The sequence below is a fragment of the Sporolactobacillus shoreae genome, from assembly GCF_004684935.1.
In the GTDB taxonomy this organism is placed as follows: Bacteria; Bacillota; Bacilli; order Bacillales; family Sporolactobacillaceae; genus Sporolactobacillus; species Sporolactobacillus shoreae.
Map to the genome: position 1 here is coordinate 82,650 of NZ_SRJD01000008.1, position 15,418 is coordinate 98,067.

Annotated in this window: 16 protein-coding genes and 1 pseudogene; 5 read left to right on the plus strand and 12 right to left on the minus strand. The window is 41.2% G+C overall.

The genetic code is table 11. The features are described from left to right. Window positions 1-128 precede the first annotated feature (128 nt). The 3 genes from E4665_RS08770 to E4665_RS08780 all read right to left on the minus strand — a co-directional run bounded on the left by E4665_RS08770 (window position 129) and on the right by E4665_RS08780 (window position 3,447). Window positions 129-1,418: an ABC transporter substrate-binding protein gene (locus tag E4665_RS08770; protein WP_167815167.1), complete on the minus strand. Its 1,290-nt coding sequence runs from the start codon at window positions 1,416-1,418 to the stop codon at window positions 129-131. 25 nt (window positions 1,419-1,443) lie between these two features. After that, window positions 1,444-2,382 (minus strand): carbohydrate kinase family protein, encoded by a 939-nt coding sequence (locus E4665_RS08775; RefSeq protein WP_135348417.1) that lies wholly within the window; start codon window positions 2,380-2,382, stop codon window positions 1,444-1,446. A gap of 312 nt (window positions 2,383-2,694) precedes the next feature. Then, entirely contained in the window at window positions 2,695-3,447 is a 753-nt protein-coding gene (locus E4665_RS08780) for an alpha/beta hydrolase (RefSeq protein WP_135348418.1), read from the minus strand. Window positions 3,448-4,008: 561 nt separating this feature from the next. Here E4665_RS08780 and E4665_RS08785 point away from each other — a divergent pair. Beyond that, window positions 4,009-5,526, plus strand: coding sequence for an AMP-binding protein (locus E4665_RS08785; protein ID WP_422067251.1), 1,518 nt, complete (start codon window positions 4,009-4,011; stop codon window positions 5,524-5,526). A gap of 266 nt (window positions 5,527-5,792) precedes the next feature. Here E4665_RS08785 and E4665_RS08790 read toward each other — a convergent pair whose 3' ends face one another. After that, window positions 5,793-6,323, minus strand: coding sequence for an NUDIX hydrolase (locus E4665_RS08790; RefSeq protein WP_135348420.1), 531 nt, complete (start codon window positions 6,321-6,323; stop codon window positions 5,793-5,795). 394 nt (window positions 6,324-6,717) lie between these two features. Between E4665_RS08790 and E4665_RS08795 the strand changes: the two genes are divergently transcribed. The 3 genes from E4665_RS08795 (at window position 6,718) to E4665_RS08805 (ending at window position 9,448) form a co-directional block, all read left to right on the plus strand. Further along, complete coding sequence (locus E4665_RS08795; RefSeq protein WP_241654769.1) at window positions 6,718-7,236, plus strand: glycosyl-4,4'-diaponeurosporenoate acyltransferase CrtO family protein; 519 nt, start codon at window positions 6,718-6,720, stop codon at window positions 7,234-7,236. Window positions 7,237-7,251: 15 nt separating this feature from the next. After that, window positions 7,252-8,394: an MGDG synthase family glycosyltransferase gene (locus E4665_RS08800; protein ID WP_135348421.1), complete on the plus strand. Its 1,143-nt coding sequence runs from the start codon at window positions 7,252-7,254 to the stop codon at window positions 8,392-8,394. A gap of 136 nt (window positions 8,395-8,530) precedes the next feature. Beyond that, a complete protein-coding gene (locus tag E4665_RS08805) occupies window positions 8,531-9,448 on the plus strand; it encodes a lysylphosphatidylglycerol synthase transmembrane domain-containing protein (RefSeq protein ID WP_135348422.1) in 918 nt (305 codons plus the stop codon). A 135-nt stretch (window positions 9,449-9,583) separates the two neighbouring features. Here the strand turns inward: E4665_RS08805 and E4665_RS08810 are convergent, their stop codons facing one another. From E4665_RS08810 to E4665_RS08820, 4 genes are all read right to left on the minus strand, one after another. Next, entirely contained in the window at window positions 9,584-10,096 is a 513-nt protein-coding gene (locus E4665_RS08810; protein ID WP_241654771.1) for a GNAT family N-acetyltransferase, read from the minus strand. Window positions 10,097-10,174: 78 nt separating this feature from the next. After that, the gene (locus E4665_RS18680; protein WP_277752218.1) at window positions 10,175-10,309 is read right to left on the minus strand and encodes a hypothetical protein; all 135 of its coding nucleotides are present in this window, start codon (window positions 10,307-10,309) and stop codon (window positions 10,175-10,177) included. Between the two features lie 51 nt (window positions 10,310-10,360). Continuing rightward, entirely contained in the window at window positions 10,361-11,227 is an 867-nt protein-coding gene (locus tag E4665_RS08815; protein ID WP_135348423.1) for a permease, read from the minus strand. Between the two features lie 72 nt (window positions 11,228-11,299). Beyond that, complete coding sequence (locus tag E4665_RS08820; protein ID WP_135348424.1) at window positions 11,300-11,773, minus strand: MarR family winged helix-turn-helix transcriptional regulator; 474 nt, start codon at window positions 11,771-11,773, stop codon at window positions 11,300-11,302. 150 nt (window positions 11,774-11,923) lie between these two features. Here E4665_RS08820 and E4665_RS08825 point away from each other — a divergent pair, with 150 nt between their 5' ends. Continuing rightward, window positions 11,924-13,372: a PQQ-dependent sugar dehydrogenase gene (locus tag E4665_RS08825; protein ID WP_135348425.1), complete on the plus strand. Its 1,449-nt coding sequence runs from the start codon at window positions 11,924-11,926 to the stop codon at window positions 13,370-13,372. A 103-nt stretch (window positions 13,373-13,475) separates the two neighbouring features. On the opposite strand, the gene E4665_RS18500 is transcribed toward E4665_RS08825, so the two are convergent. The 4 genes and pseudogenes from E4665_RS18500 to E4665_RS08840 form a co-directional block, all read right to left on the minus strand. Beyond that, on the minus strand, window positions 13,476-13,733 hold the full coding sequence (locus E4665_RS18500; protein WP_241654772.1) for a DnaA N-terminal domain-containing protein: 258 nt from the start codon (window positions 13,731-13,733) through the stop codon (window positions 13,476-13,478). A 15-nt stretch (window positions 13,734-13,748) separates the two neighbouring features. Next, window positions 13,749-14,078, minus strand: coding sequence for a hypothetical protein (locus E4665_RS18505; protein WP_241654773.1), 330 nt, complete (start codon window positions 14,076-14,078; stop codon window positions 13,749-13,751). Window positions 14,079-14,257: 179 nt separating this feature from the next. Continuing rightward, window positions 14,258-14,408 (minus strand): annotated as a pseudogene (locus tag E4665_RS18510) (tRNA-dihydrouridine synthase); the annotation flags it as partial. Window positions 14,409-14,533: 125 nt separating this feature from the next. After that, on the minus strand, window positions 14,534-15,364 hold the full coding sequence (locus E4665_RS08840; protein WP_135348426.1) for an SDR family NAD(P)-dependent oxidoreductase: 831 nt from the start codon (window positions 15,362-15,364) through the stop codon (window positions 14,534-14,536). Between the last annotated feature and the right edge of the window lie 54 nt (window positions 15,365-15,418).

Consider the following 15,418-nt stretch of genomic DNA (forward strand, 5'->3'; position numbering starts at 1 on the left):
AATAGCCGTTTTTGCTTACTGAGTATGTTTAAGACCATCAGCCTACTGATAGTCATGGTGATCAGGGGTAAAAAATAAAGGAGGGCATGGATTGGACAGTGGCCCTTCCTTAAATATCCATCTTTCTCTTAATTATTCTTATTAATCTGATTCACATTGTCGGCAATATGTTTTAATCCTGCATCAATTGACATAGATCCTGAAGCCATCTGATTAATAGTCGTTGAAACATCCGTGCTGAATTTCAAGTACCATGAAGGAGCTCCTTGCTTGAAAAGTGGTTCAACTGTAGGCATCACTTTGATTACTGTCTTACCACCACTTAGTTTTCCTTCCTTATCTAGCTCTTGTAATACACTCTGGCGGTTTGGAAGTAGACCCAGGCTGGAATAAATTTCAGTTAACTGTTTTGGTTGAATAATCCATTGAATGAATTTCGCCGCAGCCTCTTTATGTGTCGAAGCCTTCGGTATACCTAATCCTTCTGGAAGTCCAAAAGTACGTGATTTTCCATTTTCACCAGGTGTTGGAATCATGACCGCACTATTTGCAACAGTAGATTTAGCTTTATTTTGATAGAGTGACATGTTCCCAACCCAACCAGCAAGGTCGACTGCTGTTTTACCATGCTGGAAATTGCTGATCACATCAGTGTCTTTCAAACTGACAGCCGCCGGATCAATGATTTTTTGCTGTTTTAAACCACTGATAATAAATGCCATTGCTTTATACCCGGCTGAATTCTTATCTGTAAATTCCGGTTTAAAGTTACTATCAAACAAATCCCCACCAAAAGATTTTGTCAGTAAGTACCATGGTGTAGCCGTCCCCTCTGTTGCTGAGAGTGGCAGTCCTATTGGATACTTAAATACACCTTTATTCTTCACCTGAACCGCATCATTCATTAATTCTTCCGGTGTCGTCGGCATCTTGGTTATACCTGCTTTATTAAAAATGCTTTTATTGATATAAGTAACACGAAAATCATTCGAGTAAGGCATCGCTAAATAGTTACCCTTATATTTAAATATTGGCATCGTTTTAGTATCATTAATGACACTGCTGCTAAAATATTTATTCAAGGGTTCATACCAGCCTGCTTGACCAAATTGGCCGATCCATGACCAATCGAACTCTGTTACATCCGCTGGAGCAACCCCTGCTGCAGAACTTGTGACAATCTTGTCATGAATATCATCCCAGGACATTGTAGTTAGATGTACTGTGATTCCTGTTTCTTTTTTAAATTGTGCTAGCATACTCTTCGGGAAGTTTCCCCAAGGCGGCAACAGTACATTTATAGTCTGTCCCGAGGTACTGGAACTATTACCGGTTGAGGAGTTACCACAGGCAGAAACGAGCATCGTAATAGCAAAAATAACAGCAAGAAGAAATGCGGTTTTTCTATAGCCTTTCACTATGAATCCCTCCATTATGGATGACTTAATTATGATCCGACAAACTCTTGATTTGTTTTATTCCCGGATAACTTTCTCTTGTCTTTTGGGAGATAACTAATGAAGCCATTTTGCCCGCAAACTCAAGGCGTTGATTCACGGACATCTTCTTCCTTGCAGCGTATAAATACCCCATGTCAAAAATATCTCCTGCTCCGATTGTATCGATTGCAGATACTTTAAAAGCTGGAACTGTAAATATTTTTTCGTTGACCAGCGCAGCAGATCCTTTTTCCCCGAGTTTTACAATAATTTCATTACAGAACTTACCAAGATATTTCAATGACGCATTCAAATTATTTAGTTGTGTTAAATGGTACAGCTCGGTTTCATTAAGTAGAAATACATCAATATATTTAAGAAGATTCAAAGTTCCCTGTCGGGTCACCTCCTTCCATCCATTCGGATCCCATGAAGGATCAAAATAAATCAATTTTCCATTTGCTTTTTGTTCTTTAGCTACTTTAACTGCATCAAACACTGAAAAGCCAGGAAGCAGATAATTTCCGCAAATTACAATTTCACGGCAGGAATTTAACAATTCTTTTTTTGTTTGATAGATCTCCATGCTGAATTTATTATGTGCTCCGGTCACGGAGACAATTCCCCGATCACCCAATTCATTTACTATCACAAAGCTCGTTGGTGTCATGCTATTAGGAATGGAGACTAGACCATTAGTTGAAATCTCATGTGAGTTTAATTGATCAATCAAATATTTTCCATTCCCATCATCTCCTATGCTTGAAATAATAACTGAGGGAACTTTCAAAGCATTAAGTGCCATTCCCATGTAGCCTGCGGTTCCAGCAACCCGCCTTTCATAGCTGTCCGCCATTACTTCTTCGTCCCAATCTGGCAAATGGTCAACACTGCTAATCACCACATCGAGGTTAAAGTTGCCAACAATTCCTACTGAATCCATCAATTTTTCACCTTTCTAAATAAAAAGATGTTTATACTATGAGGTAATGTCGTCATAACCAGTTGAAGTAAAAAAAATAATCTGCACTGAGTTCATGAAGTTCTATTTAACAACTTAAAGCACCTCCAAAGCTGATATTTTTCATCATGTCGTTATGTTTTAAATGTTTTAAACTTACTGACAACTTAACGGTTATCATTCTACCAAACATTAATTCCAAGATCAATATTTTTAACACAAATTGTCATATATTCTGACATGATTTTAAAAATTTATTCACTATGGTAAATAGTATTTCTAAAATCCGAATAATCACCCCACATGACTAACCTGATCCGCAATAAATTCAGCTGTGATCCGTTTGATAGTCTCTGCATCAAAATCCAGCAAGCCCACATGGCCGCTCTCTGTTAGAGTGTAGAAGTATTTTTCTCTTGAAGAAATAGCTGTGAAGATATCCGTCCCGCTTCTAAAATTAACGACGTGATCCTGAACAGTTGAGAAAATCATGACTGGCACATCTACTTTTGAACTTCCCAATTGTACAATATCTACCAGCTTTCTAAATTCAAAGCCTGAACGGACAGGGATCTTGCTGTATGCCACTTCCTTAACGCCGGGTTTTTTTATATCCGATCCGTCATTCTCGGCAAAGGCAATACCTCGCTGGTGAAGATCTTCGTACATGTTGAACATTCCAAGTCTGGAGTAACAGGCGTTTAATAAAATTAATCCACTCACCTGATAATTTTCTGCGAGATACAAGGCCAGCGTTCCGCCCATTGAAAGGCCGAAAACGTACTGATTTCGGGTATGCTCTTTAAGCCAATTCAACCCGTTCACACAGCTTTTGATCCATTCCTGATAGCTGCTTTGTTCCATTTCTTCCGGGGTTCGGCCGTGTCCCTTTAGCAGTGGCATACTCACTGTATATCCTCTCGCAGCCAGGTCTTCAGCTAAGGGACGAACACTCTGCGGTGTCCCAGAAAATCCATGTAGTACCAGTACGCCCACCGAGTTGCCTACATAGTTCTTTGGTTCTGCACCTCTCATGATTTTACTCATAGAAATAGTCTCCCCATCTCAAACGTTTTATTAATTTTCATTATACATACTGCAAAAATATTTACACCATTATATTCATGAAGTATTTCACTATTGCGATAATATTTTAGCTGATATGCTAAATTACCATATGGGGTCTATCTTTTTGCCTAGCAGAACCTATGCAATCCAGATGGTCAGACACGCTGTGGCATTGTTCTATGAACTCAATAATGGAATGTCAATTAGACTTTGAAGTCCACTCACACGTTTTATCAACAGTCTAAAGGATGCTTTTAGACGGCTTACAGGAAATCAAAAAGATGGTGGCACATTAAATCTAGCAATAGTTTGCGTGTCCGTACAGTTATATCAAAGCCTACTACCTTGATTAAACTGCACAAGTTGAGTAAATCACTAGCACACATTAATGGAACATTTTTCATGTTTTTTTCGTATTCTCAATGGTGGTTTAGTATCAATCATAATGTATATGTGTTATTTTGGTAATTCCATCCATCTTGCCCTTGCTTTTTTAATCTATTAATGATATAAACAAGAACTGAATATTTTTAATTGGGAGTGAAAGTTTTGGTATTACAATTACCGGACGATGTGAATTTATTTGATGAAATGGTGAAGCAGGCTAAGGCGCATCCGAAAAAAGTGATTATCGAGGATGTGAATAGTTCATTAACCTATAACCGGTTTTTAATCGCTGTAAATATTATGAGTAAAAAGATTCATGAAGTCGTGAAGAATGAAGAAAGAGTCGGTCTTTTTTTACCGAACGTGGTCGCGCATGTCATCGTGCTGTTTTCTTTGTTTAAAAATGAGCAGCAGCCGTGCATTTTAAATTTTTCGATGGGAACGCAGAATATCATCGATTGTATTGAGACGGCTTCCCTGAAGACGGTGATCACATCACGGGAATTTGTGAAGGTGGCTGATCTCGGCTATACCGTTGAAGAGATGGAAAAACAGGTTAAAGTTATTTACCTGGAGGATTTACGGGACGGTATCTCTACCCTTCACAAACTGTCCGGGCTTATTGAATCGCGGGTATCGCGTTTCAAAAAAAGAGACTCGTCGCAGGTTGTCTTATTTACCTCCGGAACGGAATCGAAACCCAAGGGCGTTATTCTGACCCATCGGAATATTTACGCCGATATCAAGCAAGTATTTGCTCATATCGAAATCTGGGACACTGATCGGATATTCAACCCGCTGCCTCTTTTTCATTCGTTTGGTATGACTGTGGGGGCCATACTTCCACTGGTTACAAATACTAAAGTGTTCCTATATCCATCGCCACTTCACTATAAAGAGATCCCAAAGGCGATTGAAAAGGATAAGAGCACACTTTTTGTGGCCACAAACACTTTCTTTGAGAATTACGCTAAATTCGCCACGAAAGAGCAGTTCCAGACGCTAAGAATTGTCGTTGCCGGTGGAGAAAAGCTGCAGAAAGACGTTTTGGAAGTTTATCACGACAAGTTTGGGATTAACATTCTTCAGGGCTACGGAGCAACGGAGACGTCGCCGATAATTTCGCTCAATACGCATGAACACCACAAAGAGGGAACGGTAGGCCGGCTGATCCCGTTAATGGAAGCGAAGATTGCCAAAGTGGAAGGCGTTCAGGAAGGCGGAAATCTGTTGCTCAAAGGCCCCAATGTCATGAAAGGCTATCTCATTCACGGAAAAGGGTTTGTGCCTTGCGGTGAATGGTACAATACCGGCGATATCGCGGAAATCGACAAAGATGGGTACATTCGGATCATCGGTCGTCTGAAGCGGTTTGCGAAAATAGCCGGAGAAATGATCTCACTGAATAAAGTTGAGGAACTCGCTTTAGAGTGCTATGGCGAGTCCGCCTTTTTTGCCGTTGCCATACCTGACACGCGAAAAGGTGAACAGATCGTCATGTTTACCACAAAGCCCAAGATTTCAGCCAGAGATTTTAAAAAGTTTATCAAGAACAAAAAAATGTCATTATTGTATATGCCCTCTGACATTAAATATGTGGAAGAGGTCCCGCTTCTCGGTAGCGGAAAACCAAATTATTGGGCACTGGAAAATTTGGCGAAAAATCAATAAAGTTTGGACCTGCATCAGGGCTCATTCGTGAAGAACGCAGGCTGTTCACGAATGAGCCCTTTTTTTGCCTTGTTAAAATTCAATCTTGTTTTTTGCTGATTGAAGCGGAAAGCACGAGTCTCCTGTGAGAACCACAAGCCAGGTTCGTGGAAAGCGACCGTCTGGAGTAAAAAGGGGCACGAGATGAATTCGTGATCCCTTACATTTGATTGGCAAACAATTAAATTTACGAGCTCCAGACGTTGAGCCTAATTCTGAAACGAACTTCACCGCTTTTCACTGCGATGTGCACCCGTCTGCTTTCGCATGTCGAACAGTAATTCGATCAGGCTTTTGTGATACGGTATAAATTCCTGACTGTCAATCATCGAAAAGATATCGCTTTTTGGGGCCCATTTGACTTGCCGTACTTCTTCGTATTGCAGCTTCAAGCCGCTGATAGCTACATCGTCTTCCACAAGATAAAAATCATCAAAGCCATTTTCAAAATTCACGGTCAGCGACGGGCGGACATGGGCCAGGTCAATCTTATATCCGAGCTCTTCAAAAGCTTCGCGTTCAGCCGCTGAATGGCTCGTCTCACCGGATACGGTGCTGCCCCCGACGGTAACATCCCACATGCCTGACCACCCGCTTTTGAATGGCTGTCTTTGCTGAATCAGCAGTTCGCCGGCCGCATTAAAAATACATAGGTGAACGACCAAATGATAGGCCCCGGACTCGAATGGGTCGCCCCGACGCATTGTTTTGTGGACTAAAGCTCTGTCTTGATCATACACGTCCCAAATTTCCATCATTGGTAACCTCCCGAAATGTAAAATGATGACTTTCTTTAAAAATCGATCAAAATTGAATATCTATAACAAATAACTTATAGTGTAAAAGTGGATATCATTTATGCCATGATTTGACAGATGACGTTGTCAGACAACATTTTTCGTATAACCTGTATGGATCAGCAGTACAAATACCACAGGTTTTACATAGAAGCAGATCAGACAATTGAGCCAGTGTAACCATTTCTCCGGAATAATACTTGCCCTATACTATAGTTAACCCCCTGCCCTTCGTGGATTCACTGCTTCTGTAAACAGTTGTACGAAATCAATTGATTTTTAAATCATGATCCCGACGCGCATACGTTGCCTTTCATTTTTTTTATTTTTGAAATAGAAGGGAGAGACAGGCGTTTTGAAACCTATATTACTTTTTAATAATTTGATTGTTTTTTTGATCCTCTCTATTATAAATACACTGATTTCGATAAAGTTGCCCATTTCCCTATTCCATTATGACAGCTGGTTTTTCAGAGTGACGCATTGGGAAAAAAACGGACAAATTTATCAGTGGTATTTTGGCGTAAAAAAGTGGAAGAATCAATTACCGGAGCTCAGCGATTTTTTATCCTTCCTTTTTTCGAAAAAACAAATGATGCAATACAGTCCGGATTATTTAGTCCGATTCGCTTTGGAAACCTGCCGCGCTGAGCTTGTCCATTGGTGCATTATTTTCAGCTCGCTGATTTTTTCAGTATGGAATAGTATGGGCATGTCGCTTCTCATGATCTTCATCGCTGTAGTATTCAATCTCCCGTATATCATCATACAGCGCTATAATCGGCCACGGATTTTAAACCTTCTTGCCAATAAAAGGGCAACGATAAAAGGAACGATCAACAATGATTTGAAAAGACTTCATAAAGATGTATAAAGGAGAATTCTTGCTGTGTATCGCATCCTGTTTCTTTCATCAGAACATACAGGGAGTGGGCATAAGAGCATTATAGAAGCGCTAAGCGAGCAGCTCTTACTGCTTTCTCCGGATATTCAGTTCTCCATTATTGATGGTTTCGATCTTGGCAACTGGTTTCTCCGGTCTTCCAGCCGCAGTTATGACTCTTTTGCTGTAAAATTCCCTCTATTTTGGGGATTCATCTATCAATTAGGCAACCCATTTAAAGCCCTTGTCAATTGGATGGTCGGGCAAAATATTAGAAAGTCTTTATTAAAACAAATCGATGCCTTTCATCCGGATTTGATCGTATCCGTCCATAACCTTTTCGTCGGTTCGGTTATAAACGTATTAGACCGTGCAGATCTGGATATTCCGGTCATTTCATTGATTGCGGATCTGGACAATGTCACGGATCTCTGGGCAGACAAGCGGGCAAAATATATCATTTGTCCGTCAGAAGAGGTAAAACAAATCATGTTGCATGCGGGCATGACAAACGATCAATTGTTTTTGACCGGTTTCCCGGTGCGCCGTAAATTCTGTGATGTACATCTTCCCAAGCCGCTTCATTGGCGTGAAAACGAAAAAAATATCTCCGTCCTTCTGATGAGCGGCAGCCAGGGATCGGCTCAAATTCTCAAGATCGCGCAAACATTATTAAATGATGAAAAGATCCGCATCACGATTATTGCCGGTCATAACACGTCTTTAAAAAAATTTTTGGAGAAGGCTTTGTCACCTTACGTTGGAAAAAGAGTCTCCATTTACGGATTCATCAGGGAAGTGGAAAAACGTATGATGGAGGCAGATCTTTTGATCTTGAGAGCAAGTCCCAATGTATTAATGGAGGCGGTGAACCTGTGCCGACCTATCATCGTGACCGGTGCATTGAGGGGACAAGAAGCGAAGAACCCTCAGTTTGTCTTAAAACACCAGTTAGGACTTTATTGCAGAGACATTAGCAGCCTTCCGAACATGATCTCAGCTTTATTTGCAAATCATGGTGAAAAATTAATGCAAATTTCTAAAAGTCAATATTTGTTCCGGAAACCGGAGTCTGCACATGCGATCGCTCAATTGCTCATCCAAACGGCTAAAGAAACCCATACATCTCAAGATCAGCCCATCGCGTGAATTTTCCGCTTCTCTTTTATCAATTCAGAGAAGGCATGAAAGAGACTTTTTCTCGCCTGATCCTTCTCATACATACGTCTTCATTTATGTATCATAGTTAATAAACAGAAAAAAAGGTTCAACAGGGAGCAGTTCCATGTCAGCCAAAATCAAAGTCAAGTTACTCTTAGGGATTGTCATCACGATAATCGTTATCTATTATTCATTCAAGACACTCAAACGCCTGAATCTGGACACCTTATTAAATTCGAATATGAATTGGATTCTGGTCATCGTTTCAATCATTATCACGATCTATGCCAATTATATTCGGGCTCTGGGGTATACTTTTGGCATTGACCCGAATATAAATCGCCTGAATGCGCTGCAAATCGTTGTCATCGGCCACGCCGCAAACATGATCCTGCCTCTTCATATCGGGGACGGACTGCGCTTCGCTTTTTTCCCAAGTGATTATCACGCGCTGCGACGGACCAAATTGGTTATGATACCGGCATTTGCCGATTTTATTGCGATGATGGCGATCTCGCTATTCGCTGTCCCCTTTTCGGGATTTAAAGACCACAGACTAGTTAGTGCGTTATGGATTCTTTTCTTTCTATGTATTGCACTTATCGTATTGCTCCTGGCCATTCTTTATTTTGTGCCACGGTTCCGCAGTTATTTTAATGAATTTCTAAATATCCACCTGCTGAAAATGATGCTCTGGGTGACTTTTTCGTACGTGCTATTGCTTCTTGCGACATGGGTGGGCCTTGCCGCGTGCGGATTCGGCATTGGTGCCTCCTTCCGCATGTCGCTCGCCGTATTCGCAGCAACAAACCTAGTCGGACTGGTACCCTCCTCGCCCGGTGCGATCGGCCTCTTTGAAGATGGCGTCATTATCGGGCTCGCAGGACTGGGTATCTTGCAAAGTGAAGCGCTGACTGCGGGACTGCTGCTTCATTTAATCCAATATGTCGCGCTCGTCCCACTGGGAATCATCCTTTTTATCGTAGCCCTTCGTGGTGATTATAAAGAAGCGATCAAAAGTATGCTGCGCCAGAAATCTTAATCGCTTCAATCGCTGAATGGATTCCCAAAAGCAAATATTGAAAAGTGTGCTGGATCGTCAGCGATTCAAGCCTTTAAGCCATAATTTTATAGATCAATAGCCGACTTAAAAAAGTCGGCTATTTTTTTTAGTTGATTATATTCCAACAACATGACTCCTGCGTTCCACTAGAATCACGTCATGCCATGTTCCATCAGGCATTTGAGCAATCTTTTCTCTAAACCCAATTTCCCTGAATCCACACTTTGCATGCAATGCTAAGCTTGTTTTGTTTTCTCTGGTGATTGCAGACTGCAAGGTCCAAAAACCATTGTCTTCTGATTCACGAATCAAGTGTTTTAAAAGTGCTGTTCCAACCCCTTGCCCCTTGCATACATTGCTAATATAAATACTGACTTCCCCAATGCCTTTATAACAACAACGGCTCGAAGTTGGGCTTAATGCAGCCCATCCCAATATGGAATCTTCTGAACGTGCCACAATCCGGCACGCCTTCACATGGCTTTGATCCCATTCATCCCATTCCGGAGCCGCGTCTTGAAAGGTTGCTAATCCCGTTTTAATGCCATCCAGATAAATCTTTTTGACCTGCTCCCAGTCCGAAGCTTTCATAAAATCCATTTGATAGCTCACTTGATTGATGTTCATTCTTAGCCTCACTTCTCCCCAATCGAAAAATAAAAGTAGGATGCACCGGGGACCCCATCCCATGCATCCATTTAATGCTTATTTTACACTTTTTGTTTCCTTTGCTGTCTTTGCAGAAGAGCAGCAAGACGACGTTTTCTGATTGTCCGTTTTAACTTCCTCAATCTTGATGGTGCAGCAGGACTGGTCCTTCTTTTTTCCAAATAACTTCATGGCCCTCACCTCCTTTAAATAAAGTGGTCGGTTCATACGATGGATCATCTTCTAAATCAGATAAAACAGAAATCCTGAAAGAGTGGACATGGCAAAGACCGAAACGACAAAGGCTGCGACCAATCTCTTTTGGAAAATGGAATTGAGCAGCGTCAACTCCGGTAAACTTGCACCAGCCGAGCTGATCATTAAGGCCATGACAGGAGCAACGGCCATGCCCTTAACAATCAAAATCTGTGACATTGGAATCATCATGGATAATCGAATGTACAGTGGAATGCCAATGATGGCTGCGACCGGAACAATCCACCATTGATTTCCTCCAAAGGTTGTGGAGATCCATTCGGTGGGAACCGCTCCATGGATAACCGCTCCGATTGCCGCTCCGATAATCAAGTAGGGATAAACGGTTTTCATCAATTCAAGAGTTTCTTGAAGGGCCCTTTTCAAACTGAATTTTTGTGCGTTTTCTTCATATCCTGTCATGATGACCTGCTTTACCGATTTTTCGAAGCCAAGTTTTTCGAGAAGTAGGCCAATGATCGTTGACAATATCGATGTAATCACCGTATAGGCAACCGCAACCTTAACGCCTAACAAAGCCCCCATCAAGGTGATAATCGTCGGATCCAGAACCGGAGAAGAGAACAGGAAAACCATAACAATCCCAAAACGGATTTTTTCTTTTAGAAGATTCACAATAACAGGGACAGTAGAGCAGGAGCAAAAAGGAGTGATGAAGGCCAGGAGCAGAGCCGCTAGAATCCCTAAAGCCGTGTTTTTTCCACTTAAATATCGATTGATTTTTTTATAAGGAATCAATCCCTGAATCAAACTAATGAGAAAAGAAATGCCGATAAACAATAAGGTTAGCTCAAAAGTAATGGATAAAAAGCTTTGAAAAATACTCCCAAACATCTTGAATCGCTCCAATAAATTTGTATTTTGCAAATATAGGTCAAAAGCCTCCCTTTGTCAGAACTAAGAGCCTCATGATTCTTTTGTTGCCAAAGATATCTCTGTTTTACAGGAACAACATCCGTCCGACTGGGCCATTGATGCATTAAGTAATTGGATGGACCGAATAACCGTCTCTTTTTCAAAAGAGCTCATATGAGAAAACACATCATCCAAAAAAGCATTCATTTGTTGGTCAATTTGTCTGGCTACCCCTTTCCCTTCTTCGGTCAGACGCAGCACAAACACCCTTCCGTCTTCCGGGCTTGGCGATTTTTTTACCAGATCCATTTTAACAAGCGTCTGAATTTGTCGGCTGAAGGTCGACATTTCCATGCCCAGCGTTTCGGAAATGGTTTGTATCGACTGTCCCGGTCTACGATCAACTTCGTAAAGGATATGACTCTGAACAAGAGAAATATTGTACTCATCTGTTGAGCAACAGTATTTATCCAGAAAGCCGAAGCGCCTGATCATAATTTGAAAGAGTTCTCTAAGGTTTTCCATTTTTATTCCTCCTCGTAACCTAAATTCATTATAGGTCATATATTTGCAATTTGCAAATAATCAATCCACATGACCTCAACTTAATACTAATGGAACCGTTCTAACCATATGCTTTAAAACAAAAACGATAAATAAGGAAGGTAAAGCGAGTTGACAAAAGTTAGTTTGCAGCCCATCGTCAGCAATCTAAATTTACCCACTGTTTTAAAGACAACGATACTTCCGGGTGACTCAACTGAAACACTATTTGTTGCAACCCAGTCAGGAGAGATCTATTACATTAGAAACGGGTTTATAGGAAATTTTTTAGATATTCGCCCACGAATCCTAAAATTAGGTGCTTCTGGCGGCAAGTATGATGAACGTGGATTGATAGGGATGGCGTTTCATCCCAAGTTTCAATATAACGGTCTGTTTTATCTCCATTATTCAGTAACCGGAACTCAGGGTCCAGGCGCGCTTAGTAAACCAGAAGCCGCAAGACAAGAACCGGCTGTTCTTCCTGAATTTTTTAAGCCAAACCCGTGTGACCCCGGAACCTTAAACTTAAAATGGATCGATCGAGAAATTCTTTATGATCATATTGATACCGTTGAAGAATGGATCTTACAACCGAATGGCCAACCTCAAAAGAGGCGAACATTACTTAATTTAAGGCGGCCATTTTTTAATCATAATGGTGTCAATAGCTTAAACTTTTCACCTGAAACGGGAAAACTTGTTTTAACAACCGGAGATGGTGGAATGGGCTATGATCCGTTTAATTTAAGTCAGAATGATATGGAAATTGCCGGTAAAATCATTGAAATTGACGTCGATAAGAATACGTTTATCAATGATTCACCCGTAGTCACACGTTTCAATGAACTTCCCGCACAGATTCAAGAAACGCTTGCGGTAATGGCCAAAGGCGTCCGCAATATACCCGGCATCTCATTTCAAAAATTTTATAATCAGTATATCAAATATGTGGGCATTGTCGGACAGGATCTGGCAGAGTCAATTTATTCGTTCGTTGATTATCAAGCCCTACCGGTTACTCAGCTTATTCAAGCTTCTTTAATGAATTCTCAGGCTGACCAAGAAGGATTGATTAACTTTGGCTGGCGTGGATGGGAAGGTGCTTTCCCTACTTCGATAATAAATAGCTGTTCGGCAAATCCGGCCTTGGATGAGAAAGTCATTGCCTATTACAATGATGCAATAAAAACTTCAGTGCTGCGCGCTCAACCTCTAACCAGTTATTTTCATCAAGATCCCAGGCCCGATAAGTTTGGAGGAACTGCACTCACTGGAGTCCAAGCTTACATGGGCCATGGAATCCCCGATTTAACTGGAAGTGTTGTGTTTACCGATATTGCCAGGAATGAAGGATCTCAACCTCCAGTTAGAGGGGTTTTAGCCTATACAAGGGTAAGAGCTAATCATAAACTAAGCGATTTTAGTGTTATTGAAACCGATTATAATTTTGGGTCTCAATCCGCTTTCTATGTCAGTTTGGGAACGAATCTGGATCAAACCAAACTCTATTTAGGAGTCTATGGCTCTATGAATGTGAATGATTCGAACCAGGGTACTGTGTTTGAAATTCTTTCATGATGCATCACTATACTACCATTCGCTACCTTGAGTGTGCAAAAAAGATGCCATGCCTCTCTGATCCCTTTGGCAGCAATTAATATACAGTCACGGTTTTATTCGATTATTTGTCAATCAGAATTACACGAGATTTATCAAAAGTATTGGCAGGACGCTGGAACGATCGGTAACCGATTTTTACTTTATCATTCCCAGTTACCTGCTCTACGGCTTTAAGGATTATATTAGAATACTGAGAATAAAGCCATTCCTTCGAGAAGTCATTTGGACAATTAATAATGAACGTATCACCATCGTAAGTAGCCGATGTTTGATTGAACCACGTCTTGTACTGTGCGGGTTTGATTGTTCCCGCAATCATTTCAAGCGCCTGTTCCTACATCGGTTGGTGTTTGTGCGGTATCTCATCAAAACTAGAGTAGTACCGTATTACTTTTCCATTCTTTTCGGCATACTCTATTTCTTTTCTTGTACTGTTTCCTATGTAGCCGCCAACATCGATAACGAATATCTCATCGGAAATATCAATCTTCTTAAAATGCAAATCACCAAGAAGTTCAGCTTGTTCTTGTGTCATTTCAAAACCATCGCTTTGTTCGAAGAAGGCCAAGCTAATAACTATATTTCCTTGAAGTGACAGAAATACATTCATCTGTTCAAATTGATTCTTGAATTTTGTAGAACCGCATAAAGTTATTACACTCATGTATATGCCCCTCTCCTTGAGTACTTCTTTTCAAAATATAGCCTAGTATTTTGAATGATTAAGCCAGATGCAGAAAAAGATTGATGATACGACCGGGTTTTTGCGTTGCCCTTCCGAGCGGATACATCTAACTGAGTAAACTGCTCAGACACCACTTTGGTCATTATCTAAACAGGGACGGTTTGACGGTCAGGGACATCGCCATTGATTGCCAAAAGTGTATCTGGTGCCACCCTGGTCACGAAGTTTCTTAATCTCCGGGATGCGTTCCCAATTAGCGTCTACTTTGCTCATTTCCTTTTTTGTACGCAGATGAATGATCAGATGGACATTGATTGCAATGATTTGGCTGTAACAGCCGCAAGTCGCATCAGCCTGACTGTCCAGTCGTTCAATCTACTGATCCGTTTCGAAGATAAAACTTCAAGATTATGAATCATTCTTCGAAATGCCTTTTACTTGTTCAGCCGATTCACGATGAACCCCATTCCCAGACGCCAAAGGGATGGATGGTTTCGTGCAATCCGTACCGCCATTCTATCCGTTAATGAGTGATAATATCTTCTTGAAGGTTTTGCGTCTGTCGCAGCTTTGTAGAAAATTTTCGCCAGATCATCGGAAGTTGCTGATATCTTGAATGAGGAGAAGGCATTCTTGATCGCCAGCACCAGTTTCTTATATGGGGAATCCGTCTTTAAATTATGCTCAGCGTTTTGCATCGCTATTTCGCCCCACTCGGATTGGGTTCCTCCGGGTTGAATCACGATGCTTCGAAGGCCGAATGGCCGGATTTCCATATCAAGCACATCGGACCACATCCCAAGCGCCGCTTTGGTTGCATGGTACCATCCGCCAAGAGGCATAAATACATTTTCTCCAATTGATGTCACATTGATAATCCGTCCAAAAGTCTGTTTTCGCATTAGCGGCAAAACGAGCTGAGTCAATTCACTGGCCGCAAACACATTCACATCAAATTGATGCTTGGCGTTATCAAGGCTAATTTCTTCGAGTGGACCGTATTCTCCGTATCCCGCATTATTAATGAGTACATCAATTCTTCCCTGTTCTTTAATCGCCGCTTCAACAAAGTATTGATTGGATTCATGATCCGTCACATCCAATCGATAGACGTGAACGCCAAGTTCCTGCAGATCTTTCATACGTTCGGTACGCCTGGCTCCCGCATAAACGATCCAGCCGTGTTCATGGAAATACTTTGCACTTGCGTGACCCATGCCCGATGAAGCTCCTGTAATTAATACCACTCTTTTTTCATTTTGCATTGTCAAGGCTCCTCTGATGACCGAACGTTCGGTCTTTTTATATTTTATTAAAAA

Excerpts from the sequence above, each read along its gene's own strand:
- E4665_RS18505 (WP_241654773.1), bottom strand. The coding sequence starts at position 14,078 with ATGAGTGTAATAACTTTATGCGGTTCTACAAAATTCAAGAATCAATTT.
- E4665_RS08820 (WP_135348424.1), bottom strand. The coding sequence starts at position 11,773 with ATGGAAAACCTTAGAGAACTCTTTCAAATTATGATCAGGCGCTTCGGC.
- E4665_RS18500 (WP_241654772.1), bottom strand. The coding sequence starts at position 13,733 with ATGATTGCGGGAACAATCAAACCCGCACAGTACAAGACGTGGTTCAAT.
- E4665_RS08815 (WP_135348423.1), bottom strand. The coding sequence starts at position 11,227 with ATGTTTGGGAGTATTTTTCAAAGCTTTTTATCCATTACTTTTGAGCTA.
- E4665_RS18680 (WP_277752218.1), bottom strand. The coding sequence starts at position 10,309 with ATGAAGTTATTTGGAAAAAAGAAGGACCAGTCCTGCTGCACCATCAAG.
- E4665_RS08775 (WP_135348417.1), bottom strand. The coding sequence starts at position 2,382 with ATGGATTCAGTAGGAATTGTTGGCAACTTTAACCTCGATGTGGTGATT.
- E4665_RS08780 (WP_135348418.1), bottom strand. The coding sequence starts at position 3,447 with ATGAGTAAAATCATGAGAGGTGCAGAACCAAAGAACTATGTAGGCAAC.
- E4665_RS08805 (WP_135348422.1), top strand. The coding sequence starts at position 8,531 with ATGTCAGCCAAAATCAAAGTCAAGTTACTCTTAGGGATTGTCATCACG.
- E4665_RS08810 (WP_241654771.1), bottom strand. The coding sequence starts at position 10,096 with ATGAACATCAATCAAGTGAGCTATCAAATGGATTTTATGAAAGCTTCG.
- E4665_RS08840 (WP_135348426.1), bottom strand. The coding sequence starts at position 15,364 with ATGCAAAATGAAAAAAGAGTGGTATTAATTACAGGAGCTTCATCGGGC.
- E4665_RS08790 (WP_135348420.1), bottom strand. The coding sequence starts at position 6,323 with ATGATGGAAATTTGGGACGTGTATGATCAAGACAGAGCTTTAGTCCAC.